This is a genomic window from Deinococcus aetherius (assembly GCF_025997855.1).
GTDB classification, from domain to species: domain Bacteria; phylum Deinococcota; class Deinococci; order Deinococcales; family Deinococcaceae; genus Deinococcus; species Deinococcus aetherius.
The window spans coordinates 1,947,510-1,972,003 of record NZ_AP026560.1; the positions used below are offsets into that span (position 1 = coordinate 1,947,510).

General features: G+C 69.6%; 24 protein-coding genes. 9 read left to right on the plus strand and 15 right to left on the minus strand.

Features of this window, described 5'->3' with window-relative positions; all coding sequences use genetic code 11:
- Nucleotide 1: 1 nt before the first annotated feature.
- Together DAETH_RS09765 and DAETH_RS09770 are read right to left on the minus strand one after the other, a co-directional pair.
- Nucleotides 2-349: a hypothetical protein gene (locus tag DAETH_RS09765; protein ID WP_264774708.1), complete on the minus strand. Its 348-nt coding sequence runs from the start codon at nt 347-349 to the stop codon at nt 2-4.
- 29 nt (nt 350-378) lie between these two features.
- The gene (locus DAETH_RS09770; RefSeq protein WP_264774709.1) at nt 379-858 is read right to left on the minus strand and encodes an Lrp/AsnC family transcriptional regulator; all 480 of its coding nucleotides are present in this window, start codon (nt 856-858) and stop codon (nt 379-381) included.
- A gap of 163 nt (nt 859-1,021) precedes the next feature.
- On the opposite strand from DAETH_RS09770, the gene ald reads away from it, so the two are divergent.
- Nucleotides 1,022-2,128 (plus strand): alanine dehydrogenase, encoded by a 1,107-nt coding sequence (gene ald / locus DAETH_RS09775; protein ID WP_264774710.1) that lies wholly within the window; start codon nt 1,022-1,024, stop codon nt 2,126-2,128.
- A gap of 58 nt (nt 2,129-2,186) precedes the next feature.
- Here the strand turns inward: ald and DAETH_RS09780 are convergent, their stop codons facing one another.
- From DAETH_RS09780 to DAETH_RS09800, 5 genes are all read right to left on the minus strand, one after another.
- On the minus strand, nt 2,187-3,170 hold the full coding sequence (locus tag DAETH_RS09780) for a ring-cleaving dioxygenase (protein ID WP_264774711.1): 984 nt from the start codon (nt 3,168-3,170) through the stop codon (nt 2,187-2,189).
- A 278-nt stretch (nt 3,171-3,448) separates the two neighbouring features.
- Nucleotides 3,449-4,624, minus strand: coding sequence for an acetyl-CoA C-acyltransferase (locus tag DAETH_RS09785; RefSeq protein WP_264774712.1), 1,176 nt, complete (start codon nt 4,622-4,624; stop codon nt 3,449-3,451).
- Nucleotides 4,625-5,002: 378 nt separating this feature from the next.
- The gene (locus DAETH_RS09790; protein ID WP_264774713.1) at nt 5,003-5,455 is read right to left on the minus strand and encodes a helix-turn-helix domain-containing protein; all 453 of its coding nucleotides are present in this window, start codon (nt 5,453-5,455) and stop codon (nt 5,003-5,005) included.
- 10 nt (nt 5,456-5,465) lie between these two features.
- Entirely contained in the window at nt 5,466-5,651 is a 186-nt protein-coding gene (locus tag DAETH_RS09795; protein WP_264774714.1) for a type II toxin-antitoxin system HicA family toxin, read from the minus strand.
- 37 nt (nt 5,652-5,688) lie between these two features.
- Complete coding sequence (locus DAETH_RS09800) at nt 5,689-7,767, minus strand: 3-hydroxyacyl-CoA dehydrogenase NAD-binding domain-containing protein (protein WP_264774715.1); 2,079 nt, start codon at nt 7,765-7,767, stop codon at nt 5,689-5,691.
- Nucleotides 7,768-7,890: 123 nt separating this feature from the next.
- On the opposite strand from DAETH_RS09800, the gene DAETH_RS09805 reads away from it, so the two are divergent.
- The gene (locus DAETH_RS09805; protein WP_264774716.1) at nt 7,891-8,907 is read left to right on the plus strand and encodes an NADPH:quinone oxidoreductase family protein; all 1,017 of its coding nucleotides are present in this window, start codon (nt 7,891-7,893) and stop codon (nt 8,905-8,907) included.
- Between the two features lie 89 nt (nt 8,908-8,996).
- Here the strand turns inward: DAETH_RS09805 and DAETH_RS09810 are convergent, their stop codons facing one another.
- Both DAETH_RS09810 and DAETH_RS09815 read right to left on the minus strand, forming a co-directional pair.
- Nucleotides 8,997-9,437 (minus strand): hypothetical protein, encoded by a 441-nt coding sequence (locus tag DAETH_RS09810; protein WP_264774717.1) that lies wholly within the window; start codon nt 9,435-9,437, stop codon nt 8,997-8,999.
- A gap of 69 nt (nt 9,438-9,506) precedes the next feature.
- Nucleotides 9,507-11,282 carry a hypothetical protein gene (locus tag DAETH_RS09815; protein WP_264774718.1) on the minus strand — a complete coding sequence of 592 codons (1,776 nt, stop codon included), beginning with the start codon at nt 11,280-11,282 and terminating at the stop codon, nt 9,507-9,509.
- Between the two features lie 168 nt (nt 11,283-11,450).
- Between DAETH_RS09815 and DAETH_RS09820 the strand changes: the two genes are divergently transcribed.
- The 4 genes from DAETH_RS09820 to DAETH_RS09835 all read left to right on the plus strand — a co-directional run bounded on the left by DAETH_RS09820 (nt 11,451) and on the right by DAETH_RS09835 (nt 15,481).
- Nucleotides 11,451-13,499 (plus strand): protein kinase domain-containing protein, encoded by a 2,049-nt coding sequence (locus DAETH_RS09820; protein WP_264774719.1) that lies wholly within the window; start codon nt 11,451-11,453, stop codon nt 13,497-13,499.
- A 9-nt stretch (nt 13,500-13,508) separates the two neighbouring features.
- Complete coding sequence (locus tag DAETH_RS09825; RefSeq protein ID WP_264774720.1) at nt 13,509-13,778, plus strand: glutaredoxin family protein; 270 nt, start codon at nt 13,509-13,511, stop codon at nt 13,776-13,778.
- 61 nt (nt 13,779-13,839) lie between these two features.
- Nucleotides 13,840-14,805 (plus strand): signal recognition particle-docking protein FtsY, encoded by a 966-nt coding sequence (gene ftsY / locus DAETH_RS09830; RefSeq protein WP_264774721.1) that lies wholly within the window; start codon nt 13,840-13,842, stop codon nt 14,803-14,805.
- 148 nt (nt 14,806-14,953) lie between these two features.
- Nucleotides 14,954-15,481, plus strand: coding sequence for a CAP domain-containing protein (locus DAETH_RS09835; protein WP_264774722.1), 528 nt, complete (start codon nt 14,954-14,956; stop codon nt 15,479-15,481).
- A gap of 57 nt (nt 15,482-15,538) precedes the next feature.
- On the opposite strand, the gene DAETH_RS09840 is transcribed toward DAETH_RS09835, so the two are convergent.
- The 6 genes from DAETH_RS09840 to DAETH_RS09865 form a co-directional block, all read right to left on the minus strand.
- Complete coding sequence (locus DAETH_RS09840; RefSeq protein WP_264774723.1) at nt 15,539-16,249, minus strand: ABC transporter ATP-binding protein; 711 nt, start codon at nt 16,247-16,249, stop codon at nt 15,539-15,541.
- Nucleotides 16,249-17,028 carry an ABC transporter ATP-binding protein gene (locus DAETH_RS09845; RefSeq protein ID WP_264774724.1) on the minus strand — a complete coding sequence of 260 codons (780 nt, stop codon included), beginning with the start codon at nt 17,026-17,028 and terminating at the stop codon, nt 16,249-16,251. The genes DAETH_RS09840 and DAETH_RS09845 overlap by 1 nt, the downstream gene beginning before the upstream one ends.
- Nucleotides 17,025-17,963: a branched-chain amino acid ABC transporter permease gene (locus tag DAETH_RS09850; protein WP_264774725.1), complete on the minus strand. Its 939-nt coding sequence runs from the start codon at nt 17,961-17,963 to the stop codon at nt 17,025-17,027. Before DAETH_RS09850 ends, DAETH_RS09845 begins: the two co-directional genes overlap by 4 nt.
- A gap of 1 nt (nt 17,964) precedes the next feature.
- Complete coding sequence (locus tag DAETH_RS09855) at nt 17,965-18,939, minus strand: branched-chain amino acid ABC transporter permease (protein ID WP_264774726.1); 975 nt, start codon at nt 18,937-18,939, stop codon at nt 17,965-17,967.
- A gap of 88 nt (nt 18,940-19,027) precedes the next feature.
- Nucleotides 19,028-20,185: an ABC transporter substrate-binding protein gene (locus tag DAETH_RS09860; RefSeq protein WP_264774727.1), complete on the minus strand. Its 1,158-nt coding sequence runs from the start codon at nt 20,183-20,185 to the stop codon at nt 19,028-19,030.
- 155 nt (nt 20,186-20,340) lie between these two features.
- Nucleotides 20,341-21,480, minus strand: a complete 1,140-nt coding sequence (locus DAETH_RS09865; RefSeq protein ID WP_264774728.1) for an acyl-CoA dehydrogenase family protein — start codon at nt 21,478-21,480, stop codon at nt 20,341-20,343.
- Nucleotides 21,481-21,622: 142 nt separating this feature from the next.
- Here DAETH_RS09865 and DAETH_RS09870 point away from each other — a divergent pair, with 142 nt between their 5' ends.
- Genes DAETH_RS09870 through DAETH_RS09880 form a run of 3 tightly spaced genes read left to right on the plus strand, consistent with a single transcriptional unit; the run spans nt 21,623 to nt 24,198 of the window.
- Entirely contained in the window at nt 21,623-22,282 is a 660-nt protein-coding gene (locus DAETH_RS09870; RefSeq protein ID WP_264774729.1) for a GNAT family N-acetyltransferase, read from the plus strand.
- Nucleotides 22,279-22,884 carry a DedA family protein gene (locus DAETH_RS09875; RefSeq protein WP_264774730.1) on the plus strand — a complete coding sequence of 202 codons (606 nt, stop codon included), beginning with the start codon at nt 22,279-22,281 and terminating at the stop codon, nt 22,882-22,884. The genes DAETH_RS09870 and DAETH_RS09875 overlap by 4 nt, the downstream gene beginning before the upstream one ends.
- Before the next feature lie 54 nt (nt 22,885-22,938).
- Entirely contained in the window at nt 22,939-24,198 is a 1,260-nt protein-coding gene (locus tag DAETH_RS09880; protein WP_264774731.1) for an MFS transporter, read from the plus strand.
- The last annotated feature ends 296 nt before the right edge of the window (nt 24,199-24,494 follow it).

Sequence of the window (24,494 nt, forward strand, 5' to 3'; positions counted from 1 at the left end):
CCTAGCGGGTGACAGAGCTTCTCTCCAGGCGCCCCGCCGAGACCATCAGATCGAGTGTCCGCTGGGCCGACGCCTTGCGCGCCTCAAGCCGCCTGACCTCCGCCGAATCGGCACCCGCCGCCGTCATAGCCTTCAGCGCCTCGTCGGCCTTCTCCATCCTGTTCCGGAGGTACGTCAGGATGGCCGCCTCCCCCAACTCGCCCTCGTAGATGGAGGACAACCCGTGACCGTCGGGACGCTCGCGGATGTAGGCCCAGGCGTTGAGGTGCTTGTAGCCTTCCGCCGGCGACTGCTTCTCGCTCCCCGCAAGTTGGGGGCTACACGCGAGCAACAGGGTCGTCAGGGCCATGCACGCGGTCAACCTCCCAGCTTTTCCCATTACCGCTCCTCCTCCACCGCCAGGCTCGTCGTGTACTTCTCCTGCTTCACCACAATCGTGCTCGCCGTATTCCTCACGCCCGGCGTCGCGGCGAGCACGTCCACCAGGAAGGTCTGGTAGGCGTCGAGGTCGGGCACGCAGACCTTGAGGAGGTAGTCGGTGTCGCCCAGGCACAGGTAGCACTCCAGCACCTCGGGCCGGGTGCGCATGTGCTCGGCGAAGGTCTCGAAGCCCTGCTTGGTCTGCCGGTCCAGCGTCACCCGCACGAGGACCATCAGGTCTCGACCGACCAGCTTGGGATCGAGGAGCGCCACATAGCGGTTGATCACGCCCTCCTCCTCCAGCCGCCGGACCCGCCGCAGCGTCGGGGCGGGCGTCAGGCCGATCTCGTCGGCGAGTTCGGTGTTCGGTATTCGGGCGTCGCGCTGGAGGATGGTCAGGATGCGGCGGTCGATGGCGTCGAGTTCGGGCCGTGACATAAATGCCAACAGTTTAGCCTTTAGAAGCAACGTTGTTGCGGCATCGGACCCGTCGGCCGGAGAGGAAGCAATCCTGAACGCCGATACTCCTGCTACCATTGCGTCACGGCAACGAAGGAATCGTCGGCGGAGTTCACCCCGCACGGCGCCTGGAGGCAATGACATGCGAATCGGACTTCCCAAGGAAATCAAGGTCAAGGAAAACCGGGTGGCCCTCACGCCGGGAGGGGTCGCCACCCTGGTGCGGCGCGGGCACACCGTCATCGTCGAGCGCGGGGCGGGCGTGGGCAGCGGCATCACGGACACCGAGTACGAGGGGGCGGGCGCCACGCTGGGTACGGCGGCGGACGCCTGGGCCGCCGAGATGGTCGTGAAGGTCAAGGAGCCGGTGGAGGCCGAGTACGGGTACCTGCGTGACGACCTCCTGCTCTTCACTTACCTCCACCTCGCCGCCGACCGCCCGCTGACCGAGGCGCTGCTCTCCGCCGGGACGACCGCCATCGCCTACGAGACGGTGCAGCTTGAGGACGGCAGCCTCCCCCTGCTGATGCCCATGAGCGAGGTCGCCGGGCGTCTGAGCGTGCAGGCGGGCGCGTACCACCTCCAGAAGCCGGTCGGCGGGCGCGGCGTGCTCCTCGGCGGCGTGCCCGGCGTGCAGGCGGGCCATGTGGTCATCATCGGCGGCGGCGTGGTCGGCACGAACGCGGCGAAGATGGCGATGGGGCTGGGCGCCAAGGTCACCGTCCTCGACGTGTCGCACCGCCGCCTGACCTACCTGGACGACGTGTTCTTCGGCAGGCTCACCACCATGATGAGCAGCGAGGCGAACATCCGCGCCCTGCTGCCGGAGGCCGACCTCCTGATCGGCGGCGTGCTGATCCCCGGCGCCAAGGCCCCGCACCTCGTCACGCGCGACATGCTGCCGCTCATGCAGGAGGGCAGCGTCATCGTGGACGTGGCCGTGGACCAGGGCGGCTGTGTGGAGACGATCCACCCCACCACCCACGACGATCCCACCTACGTGGTGGACGGCGTGATTCACTACGGTGTGGCGAATATGCCGGGCGCCGTGCCGCGCACGAGCACCTTCGCGCTCACCAACCAGACCCTCCCCTACGCGCTGCTCCTCGCCGATCAGGGGATGGAGGCGCTGCAGCGCAATCAGGCCCTGCGGCGCGGCCTGAACACCTACCGGGGGCAGATCACCTACGGCGGCGTGGCCGACGCCTTCGAGCTGCCTGTCGCCGAGCCGGAAGCCGTGCTGGCGTAGGCGAAGGGGAAAAAAGAGGGGCGAGGCACCCACAGCGGCGGCCTCGCCCCTTTCCCTTTCAGTTCCCGCGCCCCTTGAGGCTCAGCGGCCTTAACCCCGCCTCGATCTGCCCGCGCCGGAGCTCCAGAAAGGGCGCGAGCACGAGCGTTTCTCCCAGGTGGGCCGGGTCCTCGTCCACGGCGAATCCGGGACCGTCCGTCGCCAGTTCGATCAGGATGCCCTGCGGCTCGCGGTAATAGATGGAGTGGAACCAGTGGCGGTCCACCTCACCGCTTGTCCGCAGGCCCAGGCCGGTCAGCCGCTCGCTCCAGGCGTGGTAGTCCTCGTCCCGCACCCGCAGCGCGAGGTGGTGGACGCCGCCCGCGCCGGGCCGGGCCGGGGGTAGGGAGGGGTCGAGACGTAAGTGGAGTTCGGCGTGTGGCCCGCCGCCGTGCTGATCTGTTGAGGCCATCGCGTAAACATGGACCGTCCGCTCGGGCTTCTCGGGGTCGGGGTAGGTGCCCGCCGCGTGCAGGCCATAGGCGCGAGTCAGCACGCGCTCTGTGGGAAAGAGGCCGGGCAGGGTGAGTTCGACGGGCCCCAGGCCGAGAATCTGGTGCTCGGTGGGGATGGTGCTGCCCTCCCACACCACACCCTCCGGTCCCCCCTCCACGAGGCTGAGGCGCTGGCCTTCCGGGTCGGCGAAGTCGAGGTGGGGCCGATTCGCGCGGGTGACGGGCGTGATGGTCAGGCTGTGGCCGCGCAGATGATCCGCCCACCACTCCAGGCTCCCCTTGGGCACCCGCAGCCCCGTCCGCGTAATCGAGTGGTTCCCCGGCACCTCGGGCGGCACGGGCCACTCGAAGAAGGTCAGGTCGCTTCCCGGACTCCCCGCCCCGTCCGCGAAGAAGAGGTGGTAGGCCGTCACGTCGTCCTGATTCACCGTCTTCTTCACGAGCCGCAGGCCCAGCACGCCCGTATAGAAGCCGAGGTTCGCCTGCGCGTTCGCCGTCACGGCGGTGACGTGGTGCAGGCCGTGAGGGATGAGGGGGGAGGTGGTCATGGGCACATTGTAGATTGTTCAACGTCAAACGATAGTGGGTGCGGTCCTTTGCTCCCTCTCCCCCGGCGGGAGAGGGTTGGGGTGAGGGGGAAGGCGAGCCCTCTCACCGTCAAGAAGATGGCTTCCCTTCCTGTTGGCCTTGGGATGCTGTGCCCGTTCACCCCCTCTCCTTCGGAGCTTTACAAGTCCCAACCTCCCCCATCAAGGGGGAGGAGCGAAAAGAAGAAGGCGCGAGACGGCCATCACCGCCCCGCGCCTCTCAACCCTCATCACTGCCCTTACATCACCTCGAACAGCCCCGCCGCCCCCATGCCGCCGCCAACGCACATGGTCGCGACGACGTACTTAGCTCCCCGGCGCCGCCCCTCGATCAGGGCGTGGCCGACGAGGCGGGCGCCGCTCATGCCGTAGGGGTGGCCAACCGAGATGGCGCCGCCGTCGACGTTGAGCTTGTCGTCGGGGATGCCCAAGCGGTCCTGGCAGTAGAGGACCTGGACGGCGAACGCCTCGTTCAGCTCCCACAGGTCGATGTCGTCCACCGTCAGGTCAAACCGCTTCAGCAGCTTGGGCACCGCGTACACCGGGCCGATGCCCATCTCGTCGGGCTCGGTGCCCGCCACCGCCATGCCCATGTAACGCCCGAGCGGTTGCAGACCGCGTGAGCGCGCCAGTTCCGCCTCCATCACGATGCACGCCGAGGCGCCGTCGGAGAGCTGCGAGGCGTTGCCCGCCGTGATCTGGTTGCCCTCTCCGCGCACGGCCTTCAAGGAGCGCAGGCCCTCCATCGTCGTGTCGGGGCGGTTGCCCTCGTCCTTGGTCAGCGTCACTTCCTTCATGGTGACCTCGCCCGTCTCCTTGTTAGTCACGGACATGCGCGCGGTCACGGGGATGATCTCGTTGTCGAACCTGCCCTCGGCCTGCGCCCTCGCCGTGCGCTGCTGCGAGCGCAGGGCGTACTCGTCGCAGCGTTCGCGGCTGATGGTGTACCGCTGTCCGACGACCTCGGCGGTGTCGATCATCGGCATGTAGACGCCGTTGTGCATGGACAGGAGTTCGGGGTCAGGGCCCACCCGCATCTCCGGCGTCTGCACGAGCGAGATCGACTCCACCCCGCCCGCCACGCACACGTCCATGCGGTCCACGATGACCTGCTTGGCGGCGGTGGCGATGGACATCAGGCCGGAAGCGCACTGCCGGTCGATGGACTGGCCCGCCACGCCCACGCCGAGCCCGGAGCGCAGCGCGGCGTTGCGGCCAATCGTGGTCTGCACGCCCTGTTGCATCGCGGCGCCCATGATGCAGTCCTCGATCTCGGCGGGCTCGACCCCGGCCCGCTCGACGGCGGCGCGAATGGCGTAGGAGGCGAGGGTGGGCGAGGGGGTGGCGTTGAAGGCCCCCCGGTAGGCCCGGCCGATGGGGGTGCGGGCGGTGGAAACGATGACGGCTTCACGCATGGTGGGTCTCCTTGGAGGGATTCTTGGAGGCGGATTTAGGACGAGACGATCAAGTCGTAGGCCAGAACAAGGGCGGCCAGCGTACTCCCGCCCCCAAGCCAGAGCCAGGATTGATTCTCTGTGCTCCGCAGCAGGAGCAGGCTCCCGATACTGCACGTCACGGCGAGAACCAGGGCAAGCAGCGTCCACCTCCCCCAGGTGTGGGGTATACCGTGGACGAGACCAAAGAGAGACAAGCAGAAGAGCAGGATGCCAAATCTCCGAGGAAGACTGGACAAGTAGACGGGGGTCAGCATCAGCTCTCCTCTCATCTGTTCGCTTTACAGGGGGCAGTCACTAGTAAGAGTGCGAGCAGGGGAAGACATCCTCTCTCGAACTTCACGACGCCTTCGCCGTGAGCTTGACTTCCAGTTCGGCTTCCAGGGCGGCGGCCACACGCCGGAGCATGTCGAGCGAGTGGCCCCAGTAGAACGGGTTGACGAGGCGGTTGACGGCGGAGCGGCTGGTGCCGAGGCGGCGGGCGAGTTCCGCCTGAGACACACCCGCCTTCTCCAACGCCTGCTCGATTTCCAGGCTGACGGGATTCATCTCGACGGGGGCGAGGAAGATGATTTCCTCGCTGCCATCGAGTTCACTTCTGAGGTCGGCGTCCAAATCCTCCAAGCTCCGCACCTGGGGCTCGGACTCCGGCTGGTCCTCCAACGCGAGGGCCATGCTCTCCTGGGTAAGGCGGAAAAGGTCTTCCCGGTTTCCGGCGGTGACGATGCAGTGAAGTTCAGGGACGAGGGCGTTCCAGTTGCGCTCGCCCGAACTGACAATGGTCAGGTACACCTTCTCCTCCTCAATTCTGCCTCAGTGCGTCCTGCACGTCCCTTTCCTGGTACTTCTTCGCATCGTCGCCCGCATTGCCGCTGATGATGACGGTGACCTCACCCCGGACGTACTTCCGGTGACTGCCCCGCACGCTCCTCAACTCGAATCCCGCCTTTTCCAAGTCCCGGATGAGGTCTCGGATTTTACGAGGCATCGCTCACCATAGCTACGTTATCAAATATGCGAACACTTTAGACGCCTGGCCGCTCCCGGTCATACTGCGCGAACGTCTTCCCCTCCTGAGCCAGCCTCCTGAGCAGCGGCGCGGGCGTCTGGCCGTACTGCTCCAGGTCGGCGACCACGTTCCCCAAGCCCATCTCGTCGGCGTACTGCATGGGACCGCCACGGTAGGCCGGGAAGCCGTAGCCGTAGATGTAGATCACGTCGATGTCGCCCGCCCGCTGGGCGATGCCCTCGTCGAGAATCTGGGCGCCCTCGTTGACGAGCGAGTAGACGAGGCGCTTGGTGGCCTCCTCCTGGGTGATCTCACGCGACTGGAGGCCCTTCTCGGCGCGGTAGTCCTCGATGAGCCTTTGCATGTCGGCGTTCGGCCTCGGCCTGCGGTTCTCGTCGTAGTCGTAGATGCCGCCGCCGGTCTTCTGGCCCTTGCGCCCGGTCTCCACGATGCGGTCGAGCCAGCCGTCGGGTTTGGATTCGCCGCGCACCTTCGCCTGGTGCTGGCGGATGAGGTAGCCCACGTCCAGCCCGGCCATGTCGCTCATCTCGAAGGGGCCCATCGGCAATCCGAGGGCGTGCATGGCGGCGTCGGCGTCCTCGGGGCGGGCGCCTTCTTCGACGAGCTTGCGCGCCTCGTCGCCGTAGCGGTGAATCATGCGGTTGCCGACAAAGCCGTCGCACACGCCCACCACGACGCCCACCTTCTTGATGCGCTTTGCGAGGGCCATGCTGGTAGCGAGGACGGAATCGCTCGTCTTGTCCGCCCGCACGATTTCGAGGAGCCGCATCACGTTCGCCGGGCTGAAGAAGTGCAGGCCGATCACCTGCTCGGGGCGGGAGGTGACGGAGGCGATCTCGTTCACGTCGAGGGTCGAGGTGTTCGTGGCGAGGATGGCGCCGGGCTTGGCAATAGCGTCGAGCCTCGTGAAGATGTCCTTCTTCACCTCCATGTTCTCGAACACGGCCTCGATGATGATGTCGGCGTCCGCGAGGGCGTTCATGTCGAGGGTGGGCGTGAGCAGCGCCATGCGCTTCTCCACATCCTCCATCGTCATGCGGCCCTTCTTCGCCGAGTTCTCGTAGTTGCGGCGGATGACGCCGAGGCCCCGGTCGAGGGCTTCCTGGCCCGTCTCGACGATGGTCACGGGGATGCCCACGTTCAGGAAGTTCATGGCGATTCCGCCGCCCATCGTGCCTGCGCCGATGATGCCCGCCTTCCTGATGTCGGTGGTCGGGGTGTCCTTGCCCAGGCCCGGAATCTTGGCGCTCTCCCGCTCGGCGAAGAAGATGTGACGCAGGCCGCGCGACTGGGGCGAGTCCTTGGCGGCCATGAAGAGGCGGGCTTCCTCGTCCCAGCCCACCGCGAAGGGCTGGGTGGTCGTCATCTCCACGAGGTCGATGATGAAGCTGGGCGAGAGCTGGCCCTTGTGCGTCTTCTCGATCCCCTTGCGGGCGGCCTCGAACACCTGGGGGGGAACGCCCTCCACCCGGCGCTCGCTCACGCGCGGCAGGGGGCGGATGTTGGCGTGCTCGCGGGCGAAGGCGACGGCCCCCTCCAGCAGGTCCCCTTCCACGATCTCGTCCACCAGCCCGAGTTCCCTGGCCTCGGTCGCCCTGATGGGGTTGCCCGAGAGCATCATCTCCAGCGCCTTCTGCACACCGACGACTCGCGGCAGGCGCTGGGTGCCGCCCGCGCCGGGCAGGACGCCGAGCTTGACCTCGGGCAGGCCCATCTGCGCGTCCTTCACCGACACCCGGTAGTTGCAGGCGAGCGCCACTTCCAGCCCGCCGCCGAGCGCGGTGCCGTGGATGGCGGCGACGGTCGGCTTCTCGAAGGCGTCGAGCCTCTGAATGAAGCCGCGCAGGTCGGGAGCCTGCTCGCGGGGCAGGTCGAAGGTCTTGATGTCCGCCCCCGCGATGAAGGTGCGCCCCCCGCCGATGATGACGACGGCCTTGACGCCCTCGTCGGCCAGCGCGGCGTCGAGGCCCGCGTGGAGGCCTTCCGGCACACCGGGCGAAAAGGCATTGACGGGCGGATTGTTGATGGTCAGGACGAGAACGTCCCCCTGGCGGGTCTGGTCGACGATGCTCATATGGGACCTCCTTGGGTGCGGGCCCCAGCTTTTCACGGGGCGGGGCGACGGGTCAAATACGCCCGCGTTCATCTTGAACGTTGACGTTCACCCTGACAGGGACAACGCGGGTATCCTCTCCCCATGACTCAAAGTGCTGGATCACCCAAAGAGGGCGGCACCATGCGCGCCATCGTCGTCGAACGTCTCGGCCCCCCCGAGGTGCTGGAGGTGCGGGAAGTGCCCGTCCCTCAGCCTGGCCCGGGCGAGGTGCGATTGAAGGTGGAGACGGTTGGCATCAACTTCGCGGACGTGCTGGCGGTGGCCGGGGAATACCTGACACGCACGCGGGTGCCGTACACGCCGGGTATGGAGTTCGCGGGAACCGTGGACGCGCTGGGGGAAGGTGTGAGGGGCGTGCAGGTCGGGCAGAAGGTCACCAGCCTGGGGGGGCGCGGGGGGCTGGCAGAGTACGCCGTCTCTCCCGCCGCCGCGCTGATCCCGGTGCCGGAGCACTTCACCGCCGCCCAGGCCGCCGCCTTCCCCGTGTCGTACTTCACCGCCTATCACGGGCTGAAGACGCTGGGGCACGGCCAGGAGGGTGAGTGGGTTCTCGTGCAGGCGGCGGCGGGGGCGCTGGGCACGGCGAGCATCCAACTGGCGAAGGCGCTGGGCATGAACGTCGTGGCGATGGCGAGCACCGAGGAGAAGCTGGAGATTGCCCGCCAACTCGGCGCCGACGTGACGCTGCTTCAGGACGATCCGGACCGGGTGCAGAAGGTGCGCGAGGCGGCAGGCGGGAAAGGCGTGCCCCTCATCCTGGAAGTCGTGGGCGGCAAGCGTTTTCAGGAAAGCCTCGACATGGCCGCGAATCGGGGCCGAATCATCGTGATCGGGAACGCGAGCCGTGAGCAGGCGAACATGCGCCCGGTCGAGCTGATGAAACGCAACCTCACCGTGACGGGGCTGTGGCTGACCTCGCTGATGGGCGACCAGGAGGCGACCCGGGATGCGGCACGGGCGCTCACGTCGCTGGTGGGAAGCGGGCGCGTCACCCCGCAGGTCGGGCCGACCTACCCGCTCGCCGAGAGTGCCCGAGCCTTTCAGGACCTCCTCGACCGCAAGACGACGGGGAAGGTAATTATCGAGCCGGGGAGGTGAGGGAGCGGTCAGCCCTCAGCAAGAAGAGGACGCCCTGGCCCACGCCGTGGCGTCCTCTCTTTGCTGACGGTTGAGGGCTGACCGCTTTCCTACGAGAACAGCCGCAGCAGAGGCCGCCACCACGGAATACCCACCAGAATCACCACGAGCGCGAGCCCCGACCAGAGCGCGGCGACGCGGAACCCCGCCTGGTTGCTCGCCGCCCGTCTGCTGAGCGCACTGGCGAGGGTGGCGAAGACGGCGGCGACGAGCATCAGGCCCAGGTGTTCCCACTGGAAGCTGGCACGCGGGGCGTCCGAGAACGCGCGGCCCGCCGTGGCCCCGAGGAGGCCGAAGAGCAGCAGCCCAAGCACGACCTGAAGGTGGACGCTTCCCGCGAAGAGGGCGACGGGGCGGCGGTCAGCGGGGGTGAAGGGCCGCGCACCCCCGATCCCGCGCACGCTGACGAGCAGGGCCCAGACTCCCGCGATGAGCACCAGCCAGCGCGTGAGGTTGTGGAGGGTGAGCAGGATCAGGTACAGGGTCGCCATGCGGGTAGGGTAAGGGACGGGGTGGGGGCGGGTGACCTCCCTCGCGGGACGGAGAGGAGGGGTGGCCCTTCAGGGTACCGTTCCTCCCGAGCTGTCCGGCGAATCCAAGGCGGCGGCCACCCACGACCCCTGCCGGACAAGGAGCACCCGCGCCCCCGGCAGGGGCAGGACGAGCAGGTCGCGCAGGGGGAGGGCGGGCTGCCCGGGCAAGGCGGCGACCGGGTCCCCGCCGCCCTCCTGCCGAACGGTCAGGCTGCGGCTCCGAACGTGGAGCGTGACGGGGCCCTCCCCCAGGCGGACGCTGACGAAGGCGCCGCCCTCGGGCACGTCCAGCCGGGAGGCGGGGGACGGGGCGAGCAGGCACTCGGGCGCGAAGGTCGCCGCGTGGAGGACGTCGTGCAGCGCGAGGGCGCGTTCTTCCGGGAGGCCGAGGGCGGCGGCGCCGTCCCGCAGGGCGGCCTCGCTCTCGACGGGCGTGAGCCGGGTCATGCGCGAGGTCAGGGCGTCGACACCCTTGCGGGCCAGGGTGAGCAGCGTCTCCTGGGAGGCGCCCGCGTACCGCCCCGCACTGCCGGGGCCGAGGGCGGCGGCGTCCACCTGCCCCCCCCGCAGAAGTTGCGCCGCCGCCCGGGCGAGCCGCAGGTTCGCGTGGTGCTCACCGGGGTCGAGCAGCCGCGCCACGGCCCGCGCCCGCGCCGCGAGGTGGCCGGGGCCCTCGCCGCCCACCGGGGCCACCCGCAGCAGGGCGTAGGCGCCGCTGAGAAACACGCTCAGGTTCCCCTGGGAGGTCGGCAACGTCCAGGCGCGCTCGGTGGGGGGCAGGTGGGGTTGCAGCAGGGCGACCTCGTCCCCGACCTGGAACTGCCAGTGCGGCCCGACCGGCTGCCAGCGCAGGTTCAGGCCGCGCCAGTGCACCCCTTGCCCCCCCACGAGGTGGATGACGAGGTCGTCCGCCCCGTCGTCGGGGGCGGGGAGTGCGGCGGCCGCGTGGGCGGCGTACAGCACGCTGCGCGCGGGCATCACGCCGAGTGCCGGGGCGGGGGCGCCCTCCAGCAGCTCACCCAGAAGGGCCTGAAGCTGCCGGGCCGCCGCGCGGATGGCGGGCCGCTCACGCGGATCGCGCACGGCGGGGTGGGATGCCCGCAGGGCCCGAACGAGGGCCGCCCGGGCCTCGGGGGCGAGGGGCTCGCGCTCGGCGGCCTCGATGCGCGCCCCCAGCAGGTCCTCGTCGGGGTGGCGGGGAAAGGGCGCGTCGTGGACAGCCCAGAGGGCGGCCTGCACCCGCGCGGGGCCTTCCTCCGGCAGGAGCGCGTCGGCGAGGGCCAGCGCCAGACGCCCGGCCACCTCCGCGTCGTGCAGGGAGACGAGGGGGTCGTGCTCGGCAGGGACCGCGAGCGGCTCGGCCACGCCCCGCGCGGCGCGCTCGGCGTTCTCCAGGGCCGCGTACAGCACGCGCAGGGTCAGGCGCCCGGGCTCGTCGCGCAGGGGGCGGGTCCGCTGAGACACCTGCTCGCGCAGGCCCGCGTGCCACGCCAGGCGCCGCAGCTCCTCCCAGGCGCGGGTCTCGGGGGAGTCCCCGGCGGCGGGCGCGGTCCAGGCGGACGCGGGGCCGGGTTCGGCGGCCGTGGTGCGCACTCCGCCCTCCAACCCGAGCCCGGCGCGGTACCGCCGGTCACTCTCCAGCAGGCGGCGGTGCAGGGCGGGTTCGAGCGGGGCCCCCAGGAGCGTGTCGCGCAGCTCGGCCAGCCCCCGCCTGCCCCCGCGCGGCACCCGGCCCGCCAGCACGTCGGCGACCCGGTATTCGAAGAGCTCGACGAGTTCGGCCCAGTACGCCCAGGAGGTCATCCGGCCAGTATAGGAAGGCGCCCTGCCGGGTTACGCCCCCCTTCCCCCCGGTGGCCCCCCCAGTGGGCAGCCTGTAAGCGTCCAGACAGGGGGGTCCGGTATAAAGGAAACAGCCATGCGCGTGCCTCCCGCCGTCCGCTCCTGCCCGCCTCCCTGCGGGGACCGCCCGTGAATCTGCTTCTGCTCGGTTCGCTGTTCGTGGTGGGCGTGATGATCTGCGTCCGTTCGGGCGAGCGCATCCTGAGCCTCGCCGTGGCCGCCCTCGCGGTCGGGCTGGCGGCGCTTCTGGGCGCACTGGCACTCGGCGGGGGTGGGCTGGGCCGCGCGCAGGGGGTTCTCGTCGCCGTGGCGGTCGTGGCGGGAAGCGCGGCCTTCCGGCTGGGCGGGGCGTCCGCGTCGGGCGGCGGCCTGCGCCTGCCCGGCAGCCCGCGCACCCTGGTCCCCACCGGGGTCAGGCGCACAGCGTCCGCCCCTCCACCCCGCCCGCTTCCCACCGTGCCCGACCTGAACTTTCAGGACTACGAGGTGCTCGACCGGGTGGGCATCGGCGGGATGGGCAGCGTGTACCGGGCGCGGCGGCGGCTCGACGGGCGCATCGTGGCCCTCAAAGTGCCGCAGGAGAAGTACCTCGCCGACGCCCGCTTCGTGAAACGCTTCTACCGCGAGGCCGAGGTCCTCAAACGCTTCAACCACCCCGGCGTCGTGCGGGTGTACGACTACCGGATGGAGGCCCCCGAACACTACATCGCAATGGAATTCCTCGACGGCGAGAGCCTGGAGGCCCTGCTCGAAAGCCGACCGCTGAGTTTTGCCGAGGCGGCCCAGGTTCTGCGCGCCCTCGCCGACGCGCTGCGGCACATCCACCTGCACAACGTCGTCCACCGCGACATCAAGCCCGCGAACGTGATGGTCCTGAGGCACGCCTTCGTGGACGGCAAACTGCGCGAGGGCGGCGTGAAGCTGATGGACTTCGGCATCGCGGTCGGCAAGGTCCTCACCCGGCTCACCATGACGGGCACGCGGGTGGGCACGCCGGTCTACATGGCCCCCGAGCAGGCCAAGGGCAACCGGGTGGACGCCCGCAGCGACGTGTACTCGCTGGGGCTGCTCGCCTACGAGATGGCGACCGGTCAACCCGCCTTCAAGGGGAGCTACGAGGCGGTGGTCCACCAGCAGGTCTTCGAGACGCCCAAGCCGCCCAAGCAGGTGCGGATGGAGGTGCCCGGCAAGCTCGCCGACCTGATCCTGCACATGATCGAAAAGGACCCCGAGGACCGACCGACCCTCGACGAGGTGATCGCCCGCCTCGACGCCGGGGTGCTGGAGGACGAGGCCTTCACCGACCCGCTCGCCCTGGCCCTGAGCGTGACCGACAAGCGCGGCACCCTGCGCGTCCTGGACCTGAGGGGACGACTGCGCCTGAGCCTGCGCAACACGGGGGGAGGCGAGGGCGGTCTGCCGGGGGCGCCGGGCGCCCTGGCCGCCGACACGGACGGGCATCTCTACGCGGCGCTCCTCGACTTCCGCCAGGGCAAGACGGGCGCCCTGATCCGCCGCCTCGCCCCCGACGGCCGCGAGGTCGCCGCCTTCGGCCCCTACGGGCTGGGCGAGGGCGAGCTGCTGCAACCCGTCAGCCTCGCCGTGACCCGGGGGCACGTCTACGTCCTCGACGGCGAGACCCACCATGTCGTCGTCTACGACACCCACGGGCGCTTCGTACGCCGTTTCGGGGGGCGCGGGCAGGGCCTGGGCCGCTTCGAGAACCCGCGCGCCATCGCCGCCGCGCCCGACGGGCAAATCTACGTCCTCGACGGCGGCAACCGCGAGGTGCAGCGTTTCTCCCCCCAGGGCGAGTACCTCAGCCGTTACGCCTTCCGCCGCGACCGGGAGAGCGACGCCCTGCGCGAGCTGGAGGGCCTGGGGGTGGACGGCTCCGGCGCCGTCTACATCGTGGACGGGGTGGCCCGCCGGGTGCGCCGCATCGAGCCCGGCGGCAAGCCCGGGGCGTCCTTCGCCCTGGAGCCGCTGGTCGGGGAGCCCGAGGGTGCGCCGTGGCTGCTCCAGATCGACGCGGGCGGGCAGGTGTACCTTGTGCGCCGGGGCGGGCAGGTGCTGCGAACCTACAGCGCTGCCGGGGACCTCATCGCCTCCCAGGACATGTACGCGCCCGTGCAGGCGCTGACGCTCCTCCCGCGCCCCACGCCGGTTCCGGCCTAGACTCCCCCCATGAGCGTCCTCCCCACCCTCACCTTCTACACCCGCGCGGGCTGCCACCTGTGCGAGCAGGCGGAGGCGGGCCTGCAAGCCCTCGCCTACCGCTACACGCCCGTGGACGTGAGCGGGAACGCGGAGCTGGAGGCCCGGTACGGCCACGACGTGCCCGTGCTCGCGTTGGGAGACCGGGTGCTCCTCAAGGGCGTATTGAGTCGTGGCCGCCTGAGCACGCTCAAGGTGCAGCTTCTGCGGGAGGCGCAGGCGGGGACCCCGGGCGGCTGAGCGCCTCCGCTTTGCGACCCCGTGCGCCCGCTGCCCGCCCCTCGGGCGGTATGGTGGGGACATGAGTTGGCTAGAGCGCCTGCGGGACGGGCTAAGCAAGACCCGCAAGCAGATCAGTGACACCGCCGGGTTCATCGGCCAGGATCTGCGTGATTCGTTCACGAACCGCCTCGACTCCATCGAGGACCTCGAATACGCCCTGATCGCCGCCGACGTGGGCCGCGCCGCCACCGAGGAGATCATCGCCGACGTGCGGGCGAGCGACAAACCCAACCTGCAAGAGGCCCTGATGGAGGCCCTCACCCTGCAACTGGAGCCCGACGCGAAGCGGGCGCAGTTCCGCAAGTTCGGCTTCGCGCCGAGCGCCCGGCGCACGACCGTCGATCCGGGCGGGCACGTCGTCATGGTGATCGGCGTGAACGGGGTGGGCAAGACCACCACCATCGCCAAGCTCGGCCAGTACTACCGCAGCCGGGGCCGGGGCGTGATGTTCGCCGCCGGGGACACCTTCCGCGCGGCGGCGGGCGCGCAACTCGGGGTGTGGGGAGAAAGGCTCGGCGTGCCCGTCGTTCAGGGTCCCGAGGGGGGCGACCCCGCCGCCGTGGCCTTCGACGCCGCGAGCGCGCGGGTGGCGCGGGGCACCGACCTCCTCTTCGTGGACACGGCGGGGCGACTCCACACCAAGCACAACCTGATGGAGGAGCTGAAAAAGGTCCGCCGCGTGATCGACAAGGCCGACCCCGGCGAGCCCGCCGAGGTGTGGCTCGTCCTCGACGCTGTGACCGGGCAAAACGGCCTCCAGCAGGCCAAGAAGTTCCACGAGGCTACCCCTCTGACAGGCGTGATCGTCACCAAGCTCGACGGCACGGCCAAGGGCGGCATCCTGATCCCCATCGTCCGCGAGCTGGGGGTGCCCATCAAGTTCATCGGCGTGGGCGAGGGGGCGAACGACTTGCAACCCTTCGACAGCCGCGAGTTCGTGCAGGCGCTGTTCGACGTGGACATCCCAAAGGAGACGCAGGGCTGAGCCCTGGGGGAGGCGGCGCGGGGGAGGCCGCCTCTTTCCAATGTGGATGGTCGGGGGCCGCGTTCTGCCTCCTGCCGTCCGCGCGGTCTTTAGGAGAGGCCGTGTGACGAGGGCGCAAGAGGGAAGCGTCTAGGGTGGCGGCATTCCCATGCGCACTCCCCTGATCCTTCTCCTCCTCGGTTCCCTCACCCTCACGGCCTGTGGCGGCACGGGCACGACGGGCACTCCCTCGGCGAATGACGCTGGTGACCAAACGAAAAGCACCGAAGAAGCCCTGATTCTGCGGCAGGTGAACGAGGTCCGTGCCCAGCCGCGTACGTGCGGCGACCAGCATTTCGCGGCGACCACGCCCGTCACCTGGAACGGCTATCTAGCGAAAGCTGCCCGCGCTCACGCCGCCGACATGGCAACCCGGGGCTATTTCGACCACCGGAACCCCGACGGCCTGGAGGTCGAGGACCGTGCCGAGGCCGCCGGATACACGGGCTGGCAGTTCGTGGGCGAGAACCTCGCCGCCGGGTACGACAGCGAGCACGTCATGAAGGCCTGGCTGGACAGCCCCAGCCATTGCAGGACGTTGATGGACCCGAGGTTCAAGGAACTCGGCGTCGGGTACGTGAACGACCCCGCCAGCCCCAAGGGCACCTACTGGGTGCAGGACTTCGGCACGCGCTGAACAGGAACGAGGGGGAGAGGCGTGGGACGGCCGCCTCTCCCCCTCGGCCTTCACCCCTCACCCCCCCAGGTAGGCGTGCAGCACCCGCTCGTCGTTCACGAGCTGAGAGCTGTCCCCCTGCAAGGTCAGTTGCCCGGCGTCGAGCACGTAGGTCCGGTGGCTCTGCCCCATCGCCAGCCGGGCGTTCTGCTCGACGAGGAGGATGGTCGTCCCCGCCTCGTTCAGCGCGCGGATGATGGCGAAGATTTCGCGGACGATCAGCGGCGCGAGGCCGAGGGAGGGCTCGTCGAGGAGGAGCAGCCGGGGACGACTCATCAGCGCGCGGGCGATAGCGAGCATCTGCTGTTCGCCACCTGAGAGCGTCCCGGCCAGTTGGTTGCGACGTTCGCCCAGCCGGGGGAACCGCTCGTACATCCGCCGGATGTCCGCCCGCACCTCCGCCGGGTCCCGCCGGGTGTAGGCGCCCAGTTCCAGGTTGTCCTCCACGCTCTGCCGGGCGAGGACCTGCCGCCCCTCGGGGCTCTGCGCGATGCCCAGCCGCACCGCCTCGTCGGGGGGCAGGCGGGTGATGTCGCGGCCCGCGAAGGTGATGCGGCCCTCGCGCGGGCGCACGAGGCGGGACACGGCGCGCAGGGTGGTCGTCTTCCCCGCCCCGTTCGCGCCGATCAGCGTGACGACCTCGCCTTCCTCGACGTGCAGGCTGAGGTTACGGACCGCCTGCACCCCGCCGTAGTTCACGCTCAGGTTCTCGATCTGTAAGAGCGCCATCACTCCCCCCCCAGGTACGCCTCGATCACCTTCGGGTCGCGCTGCACCGTGGCCGGGTCGCCGACCGCGATGAGTTGCCCGAAGTTGAGCACGGCCACCCGGTCGCACAGGTTCATCACCAGGGGGACGTGGTGTTCGATCACGAGGACGGTGAGGTCGAAGCGGCCCTGCATCTGACGGATGAAGGCGGTCAGGCCGCCCTTCTCGCTGGTATTCATGCCCGCCGCCGGTTCGTCGAGGAGCAGGACGCGCGGCTCGGTGGCGAGGGCGCGGGCGATCTCCAGTCGCCGCTGATCGCCGTAGCTGAAATTCCCCGCGCTCTCCCCCGCCCGGTCGGCGAGGCCCACGAGGTCGAGCAGCGCCCACGCCCGTTCCTCCACCCGCGCCTCCTCCGCCCGCGCCGTGCCGAACACGCCCGCCCACATCCCCGCGCCCGTGCGGACGTGCTGGGCGATCTTGACGTTCTCCAGTGCGGTCAGGGCCCGGAAGAGCCGGATGTTCTGGAAGGTGCGGCTCATCCCCAGCGCCGCGATCCGGTGCGGGGCGAGGCCGGTTACCCGCTGCCCCCGGTACGAGAGGGTGCCCGCGCTGGGTGGGGTGAGGCCGGTCATCAGGTTAAACAGGGTGGTCTTGCCCGCCCCGTTGGGTCCGATCAGGCCGAAGATTTCGCCCTCGGCCACGTCGAAACTCACGTTGTTCACCGCGACGAGGCCGCCGAAACGCCGGGTCAGGCCGCGAGCCTCCAGCACGGTCTTTCGTTCGGTCAGCGTGGCCGTCACGGCGTGCCTCCCTTCACCCCGGGCAGGGCGGCGGTCTCGGGGCGGCGGGGGGGCCGGGTGCGCCGTAATCTTTCCAGAGCCCCCACGATCCCTTGCGGCAGGTACAGGCTCGCCACGACGAGCACCAGCCCGTTGATCACGAGGCGCCAGTCGGCCAGGAAGCGCAGCAGTTCGGGCACGGCGGTCAGGAGCGCCCCGCCCACCACCGGGCCCCAGATGTTGCGCGAGCCACCGATCAGGACGAAGGCGAGGATGGCGATGGAGGCGTCGAAGGTGCCCTGCTTGGCGTTCCAGGTGTTCAGGAAGGGGGCACTCATCGCCCCGACGATCCCGGCGAGCACCGCGCCGATCACGAAGGCGAGCACCTTGTAGCGCGTCGGCGGCACGCCCATCGCGTCGGCGGCGAGTTCGTCCTCGCGGATCGCGCGGAAGGCCCGGCCCACCCGCGAGCGTTCGAGCTGCCGCGCGAAGAGCAGGGTGAGGATCAGGAGCGGCCCGAAGAGCCAGATGTACTGCCAGCGGTCCTGGAAACCGAACGCCTGCGGAATGCCGAAGATGCCGATGGCCCCGCCCGTGACGCCCAAGTTCAGGCTCACCACCCGCAGGATTTCGACGAAGGCGATGGTCGCCAGCGCGAGGTAGATGCCGCGCAGCCGCAGGGCGGGGATGCCCACGACAAGGCCGAGCAGACCGCAGATCAGCGCCGCCGCGAGCCAGGTGAGCGGGAAGAGGCCGTTCCCCAGCGACTCGCGCAGCCCCGCGAAGGCCGGGTTGGTGAGCAGGATCGCGGCGACGTACCCCCCCACCGCGTAGAAGCCGGGACTGGCGAGGCTGAGCTGCCCGGCCTGGAGCGGGAAGTACAGGCTCAGGCCCAACAGCCCTGCCTGCACCATCGTGACGATCAGGAAGCCGTACTGGGCAAGGAAGTCTCCCATGTCAGACCTTCTGAATCTGCACGCGGCCCAGCAGACCCTGCGGACGCACGAGGAGAATGACGAAGAGCAGGGCGAAGGCCACCGCGTCCTTGTAGGCGCTGTAGTTGGCGGGCACGAATGCCTCCGCCAGTCCGATCACGAGGCCGCCGACGACCGCGCCGGGAATGCTGCCCAGCCCGCCGAGGACGATCACGGCCAGCCCCTTGAGCCCATACGTCACCCCGAAGTACGGCCCCGCCACCCCAAAGGCCGTGCCGACGAGCGTTCCTGCCAGTCCCCCGAGAAAGCCCGACAGGAAGAAGGTGATCAGGATGAAGCGGTCCACGCTGATGCCGAGCAGGCTCGCTGTGCCCGGACTCTCCGCGACCGCCCGCAGCGCCTTGCCCACTTTGGTCCGACCGATCACGTACCCCAGCACCGCCAGCATCGCCAGGCTCACCGCGAAGATGATGATCTGCACCGTGCGGACGATGACGACCCGGTCTCCTATCTGAAAGCTCAGCGCGGGCCGCACCTCCCCGTAGGCGTCGGAGGGGAAGTTGTAGATTTCCGCGCCCACGAGGAGTTGAATCAGGTTCACGACGACGAGCGCCACGCCCAGGCTGCTCACCAGGGCGAGCAGGGGATCGGCGCCCCTCGCCCGCATGGGCCGGAACGCCAGCCGCTCGACGAGCACGGCGACGAACCCCGCGATCACTGCTCCGATCAGGGTGGCGAGGGCGAAGGCCCAGGGGTTCCCCGACAGCGGCGAGCCCTGCGGGAAGAGGTTAACCCCCTTGAGGAGTCCGTTGTTCTCGAACTGCCCGACGACCAGCGTGTAGGTGAAGTAGGCGCCGAGCGTGAACACGGCGCCGTGCGCGAAATTGATGATGCCCAGGATGGAGAAGACCAGCGTGTAGCCCAGCGCGAAGATCGCGTACACGCTGCCGATGGCGAGGCCGTTGAGGAGGTTCTGGATGAGTTGGCTCAGTTCCACGGTGGCCCTTTCTTTGGGAGCTTTCAGCGGTCAGCCGTCAGCGATCAGCTCCGTTCTTGCTGACTGCTGACGGCTGAGAGCTGACGGCTTACTTCAAGAAGACGAACGAACCCGTGCGCGCGTCTTTCATCTTGATCTGGGCGACGTAGAAGTCCTTCTGGATGATCTCGCCGTCCTTCTCGAAGCGCAGCTCGCCGAGGGGGGTGTTGTACTTCCCGGCAAGAATCTGCTTGTTCAGCGCGGCCCGCAGTTCGCCGAGGTCCCACTGGGCGAGCTTCTTCTTGCGGTCGAGGGCCTTGAGGGCTTCGACCATGACCTGCACGCCCGCGTAGGCCTGGGCGGCGAACTGGGGCGGGTCCTTCTTGTACTGGGCGCGGTATTCCTTCACGAAGACCTGATTGGCCGCGCTGGGCTGGGCCGGGCTGTACGCCTGCGCGATGATGATGCCGTCACAGTAGCGCTGGCACACCGAGAAGATGTTGGAGGTGTTCAGACCGTTGCCGCCGATGATCAGGCCCTTGTAGCCCAGTTGCCGGAGCTGCTTGACGAGGTTCCCCCCGTCCGCCGCGAGGCCCGAGACGATCACGAGGTCCACGTCTGCGTTGAGCACCGCCGTCACCTGGGTGGTGAAGTCGGTGTCGGTCGTCTGGAACTTCTGCACCGTGGCGACGTTCAGGCCCTGGGCCTTGGCCGTCTCCTGGAAGGTGCCCGTCTCGGAGGTCGAGAAGGCGTCGTTCTGCGCGTACAGCACGGCGACCTTCTTGATCTTGGGGTCGAGCTTGAGGGCCTGCTTGATGGCGTTGGGCGCTACGACGGCGACGGGCGCGGACACCCGGGCCACGAACTCCCCGATCTGCGGGATGCCCTTGGCGGTGTTGCTCGGACCCAGCACGGGCACCTTGGCCCGCTCGGCGATGGGGTCGGCGGCAAAGGCCTGCTGCGACAGGGTGGGCCCCACGATGCCGACGACGTTCTCCTTGGTGATCAGGTTCTGGAAGGCGTTGATCGCGCTGTTCTCGTCGCCCGCCGCGTCCTGAAAGACGAGCTTGATGGGCGTGCCGTTGATGCCGCCCCGCGCGTTCAGGAACTTCTCGGCGAAGCGCGCCCCGATGACCTGCTCCTGCCCCAGCAGGGCGGTGTTGCTCGTCTGGGCGACGGCGACGCCGATAGGTACGGGGGTCTGGACCTTCTGCGCCTGGGCGGCGGCGAGCAGGGCGAAGGTGACGGTGAAGGCCAGTCGTTTCATGTGTAATCCTCCTAGGGCAGTTCCTCTTTGGTCAGGCGGTGAGCCCGTGAAGCTGGATTTAGGGTGCGCTCACTATCCGGTGGGGGAAAGGGGAAGTCAAGCAGAAATGTAAGGGGGGCAGACCATCTGGCCCGCCCCCTCTCGCCGTGCCGCCGTCACTTCAGGAGCTGACGGCCGATCACCACCCGCTGAATCTCGTTCGTGCCCTCGTAAATCTGGTTGAGCTTCACGTCGCGCAGCAGCTTCTCGACCGGGTACTCGCCCACGTAGCCGTAGCCGCCGTGAACCTGGATCGCCTCGTTCGCCGCGTCGAAGGCCATGTCCGAGCAGTAGGCCTTGGCGATGGCGGATTCGTAGCCGTGGGGCAGGCCCCGGTCCACCAGCCACGCCGCCTTCTGGTACATCAGCCGCCCGGTCTCGACCCCCATCGCCATCTCGGCGAGCTTGAACTGGATCGCCTGGAAGTCGGCGATGGGTTTGCCGAACGCCTGACGCTCCTTGGCGTACTTGACGCTCTCGTCGAGCGCGCGGCGGGCGATGCCGACCGACCCCGCCGCCACCGGGATGCGGGTCTTGTCGAGCGTCTTCATGGCGATCTTGAAGCCGTCGCCCAGGCCGCCGAGCTGATTCTCCTTCGGCACCCGCACGTTCTCGAAGACGAGTTCGGAGGTCAGGCTCGCCCGCTGACCCATCTTGTGCTTGATCTTGTTCCACGAGAAGCCGGGCGCGTCCTTAGGCACCACGAGCGCGACCGTCGCCCGGTGCCCGCCCTGGCGGTCGGTGGTGGCGAAGACGACCGTGATATCGGCCACCCCGCCGTTGCTGATCCACATTTTCGTGCCGTTGATGACCCACTCGTCGCCGTCGAGGACGGCGGTGGTGTGCATCCCGGCGGCGTCGGAGCCGTTGTTGGGTTCACTGAGGGCGAAGGCGGCCAGCGATGGCTTCTCGGTGAGCGGGCTCAGGAGACGCTTCTGCTGCTCCTCGGTGCCGCCGACCAGGATGGGCGTGATGCCCAGTTCGGAGGCCATCATGACCGTGTAGATGCCCATGCAGCCGTAGGCCAGTTCCTCGCCGATCAGGCACTCGTCCACCATGCCCAGCCCCAGGCCGCCCGCGCGTTCGGGGATGGAGGCGTTGAGGAGGCCGACCTCGAAGGCCTTTTGCACCACCGGCCAGGGCAGTTCCTCCTTCTGGTCGTACTCGGCGGCGACGGGGATGATCTCGCGGCGGGTGAAGTCGCGGGCGAGTTGCTGGAGCTGTTTCTGCTCGTCGGTGAGGGTGAAGTCGATCATGGGCACACTCCTGGGGCGGCTCGGGGGACGGGCGGAAGGCCTCGCCCCGGCCGGAAAGAAACTCTGGACTGGGTTCAATTTACCACGCGCCCGGGTGGGGACCGGGGCACGCCGCCCCACCCCCGCGCTTAGGCTGGGGCGCATGTTCGCGCCCGCCCTCACCCTGCGCCCCGTGCGGCCCGCCGACTCGGGGGCGCTGGCCCACGTCGCCTACGAGACGGCCTTTTTCGGGGAGAGTGCCGCGCGCTTCTTCCCCTCGCGCCCGCTCTTCGCCGCCCTGTGGGTCGCGCCGTACCTCACACCCGGCGGGGGCGGGGTGGGCTTCGTAGCGGAGCGGCAGGGGGGCGAGGTCGTCGGGTACATCCTGGGGAGCGTGGACCGGGGGCGCTACTCGCACGCCCTCGCCGCGCAGGTGCCGGGGCTGCTGGGGCGGCTGGTGACGGGGCGGTTGCCGGGGGCGTGGCCTTCATTGCGTTATCTGCTACGCTCCACCTTCTACGGAGTGCCGCATCCGCCCGCCGACCTCTACCCCGCCCACCTGCACCTCAACCTGCTCGCGTCCGCAAGGGGGTTGGGGGCGGGAGGGGCGCTGCTCGACGCCTACCTCTCCGAGCTGCGGGCACGGCGGGTGCCCGGCGTCCAGCTCTCGACCACGAGGCGGAACGCCGCCGCCGTCCACCTCTACGAGCGGCGCGGCTTCCGGGTCTGGGCGGCGCAGCAGACCCCGCTCTGGACGCCGTGGACCGGGCAGGCGGAGGAACAGGTCACGATGGCCCTCGACCTCACGCGGGGGTGGGCGTGACGCCGGAGTTGCCCGCCTGGCTCACGGCGCTCGACCCGGCGTGGCTGAACGCGGCGACCCTGGGCCTGATGTTCGTGGAGGGGGCGGGGGTGCCCGGGGTGCCCGGCATCCTGCCCATGCTCGCGCAGGCGGCCCTGATGGGCGCGGGGCGGACGAGTTACGCGGACGCGGTGCTGTGGGGTGCCCTGGGGAACTTCCTGGGGAGCCTCACCGGGTACGCGCTGGGCGGACGAATTCTGGCGCGGCTGCCTGCGCGCTGGCGGGAGCGGGTGCAGACCCCGCGAATACGGCGCCTGACCGCCCACGCCGGGCCACTCCTGATCGTCCTGAGCCGCAGCGTCGGGTCGCTGCGCACACCGGTGACGTGGACCGCCCGCGCCCTCGGCGTGCGTTCCGTCCCCTTCACCCTCTGGGCGCTCGTCGGCGCCGTGTTGCACGTCGGGCTGTGGCAGTACGCCCTCTGGAAGTCCGGGGAGGCTGCCCTGCGGTACGTCCAGCGGGCGGAGGCGGACCTGACGCCCGCCTTGCTCCTCGCCGCCCTCGGGGGGGGGCTGTGGTGGGGAGCGCGGCGGTTCAGGACGCGGGGGGAGGAACAGGTCTAGGGTCCGGCACCTCAGCCGACCCGCCACCCTTCACCAGGGGCTTATCATCGGCCCATGAACGACCCCACGCCCCCCCGGTTCAGCACGCAGAGGCTCTTTTACGGCTGGGTCGTGGTGGGCGTCACCGTCCTCGCCCTGCTGATCTCGGCGGGGGCCCGCTCGGCGCCCGGCGTGTTCCTGCTGCCGATGGAGGAGTCGCTGGGCCTCAGCCGGAGCACCCTGTCCCTCTCGGCCAGCCTGGGGTTGCTCGTCTTCGGGCTGGCCGCCCCCCTGTCGGGGCGTCTGATGGACCGCTTCGGGCCGCGCCGGGTCGCCACCGTGGGCCTGCTGCTGGTGACCCTCAGCTTCGCGCTGACCACCCTGTCGCGCTCCGCCCTGGGCCTGCACCTGACGTGGGGGCTGCTGAGCGGGCTGGGGACGGGACTCGTCGGCAGCGTCCTGGGGGCGACCGTGGCGACCCGCTGGTTCGTGCGGCGGCGCGGCCTGGTGACGGGCATCTTCGGCGCGGCGACGAGCGCGGGGCAACTGCTGTTCATTCCCCTGCTCACGGGCTGGGCCCAGAACCTCGGCTGGACGGGCGGCACCTGGATCATCGCGGCGGTGGCGCTCGTGCTCGCCCCCCTGGTGTGGTGGCTGTTGCGGGACAGCCCGGCGCAGGTGGGGCTGAGGCCGGACGGAGACCCGGTGAGCACGGCTGCCCCCGCCCCCCAGCCCGACCCCCGGGTGATGGGGCGGGCGGTGCGGCACCGCGACTTCTGGTTGCTGGCGGCGACCTTCTTCGTCTGCGGGGCGACGAGCAACGGCATCATCGGCACCCACTTCATCGCGTACTGCGGGGACATGGGGCTCACCCCGGGCTTTGCGGCGGGGATGCTGGCGGTGATGGGGGCTTTCAACTTCGTGGGCACGCTCGCCAGCGGGTACTTCACCGACCGCGTGGACCCGCGCTTCCTGCTGGGGATGTACTACGCCTTCCGGGGGGTCAGCCTCGCGCTGCTGCCCTTCGTGCCGCCGGGCTACAGCCTGACCCTCTTCGCGGTGCTCTTCGGCCTCGACTACATCGCCACCGTGCCGCCCACCATCGCCCTGACCGCCGACACCTTCGGGCGGGCGAACGTGGGCACGGTTTACGGCTGGATTTTCTGCTCCCACCAGGTCGGCGCGGCGCTGGCCTCCTGGCTGGGCGGAGTCAGCCGCGACGCCCTGGGCAGCTACAGCGCGGCGATGATCGCGGCGGCGGTCCTGGCGGGGGCGGCGGCGGTGCTGGCGCTGGGGGTGACGGCTCCCGCGCGGCGCTCCCAGGTCGCCCGGTAAGGGTCTTGCCGCGCTTGTGCAAGACGGGCGGGGGCGACGGGTGAGACGCTCGGCCCATGACCACAACGACCTCGGCCACCCTCCGCAACGTCAACCTGCTCGTGTCGGACGTGGCGCGGGCGCAAGACTTCTAAGAACGGGCCTTCGGCCTGAGGACGGACCCGCGCCGCTCCGCCGCACATGCTGATCCTGGGGTCGTAGGGCTACACCCCCAGACTCAAGAACGTCGAGACCGAGGACCCGACCAAGCGCGACGGCCCCGGCCCGGTCGAACTGGGCTTCGAGACGGACGATGT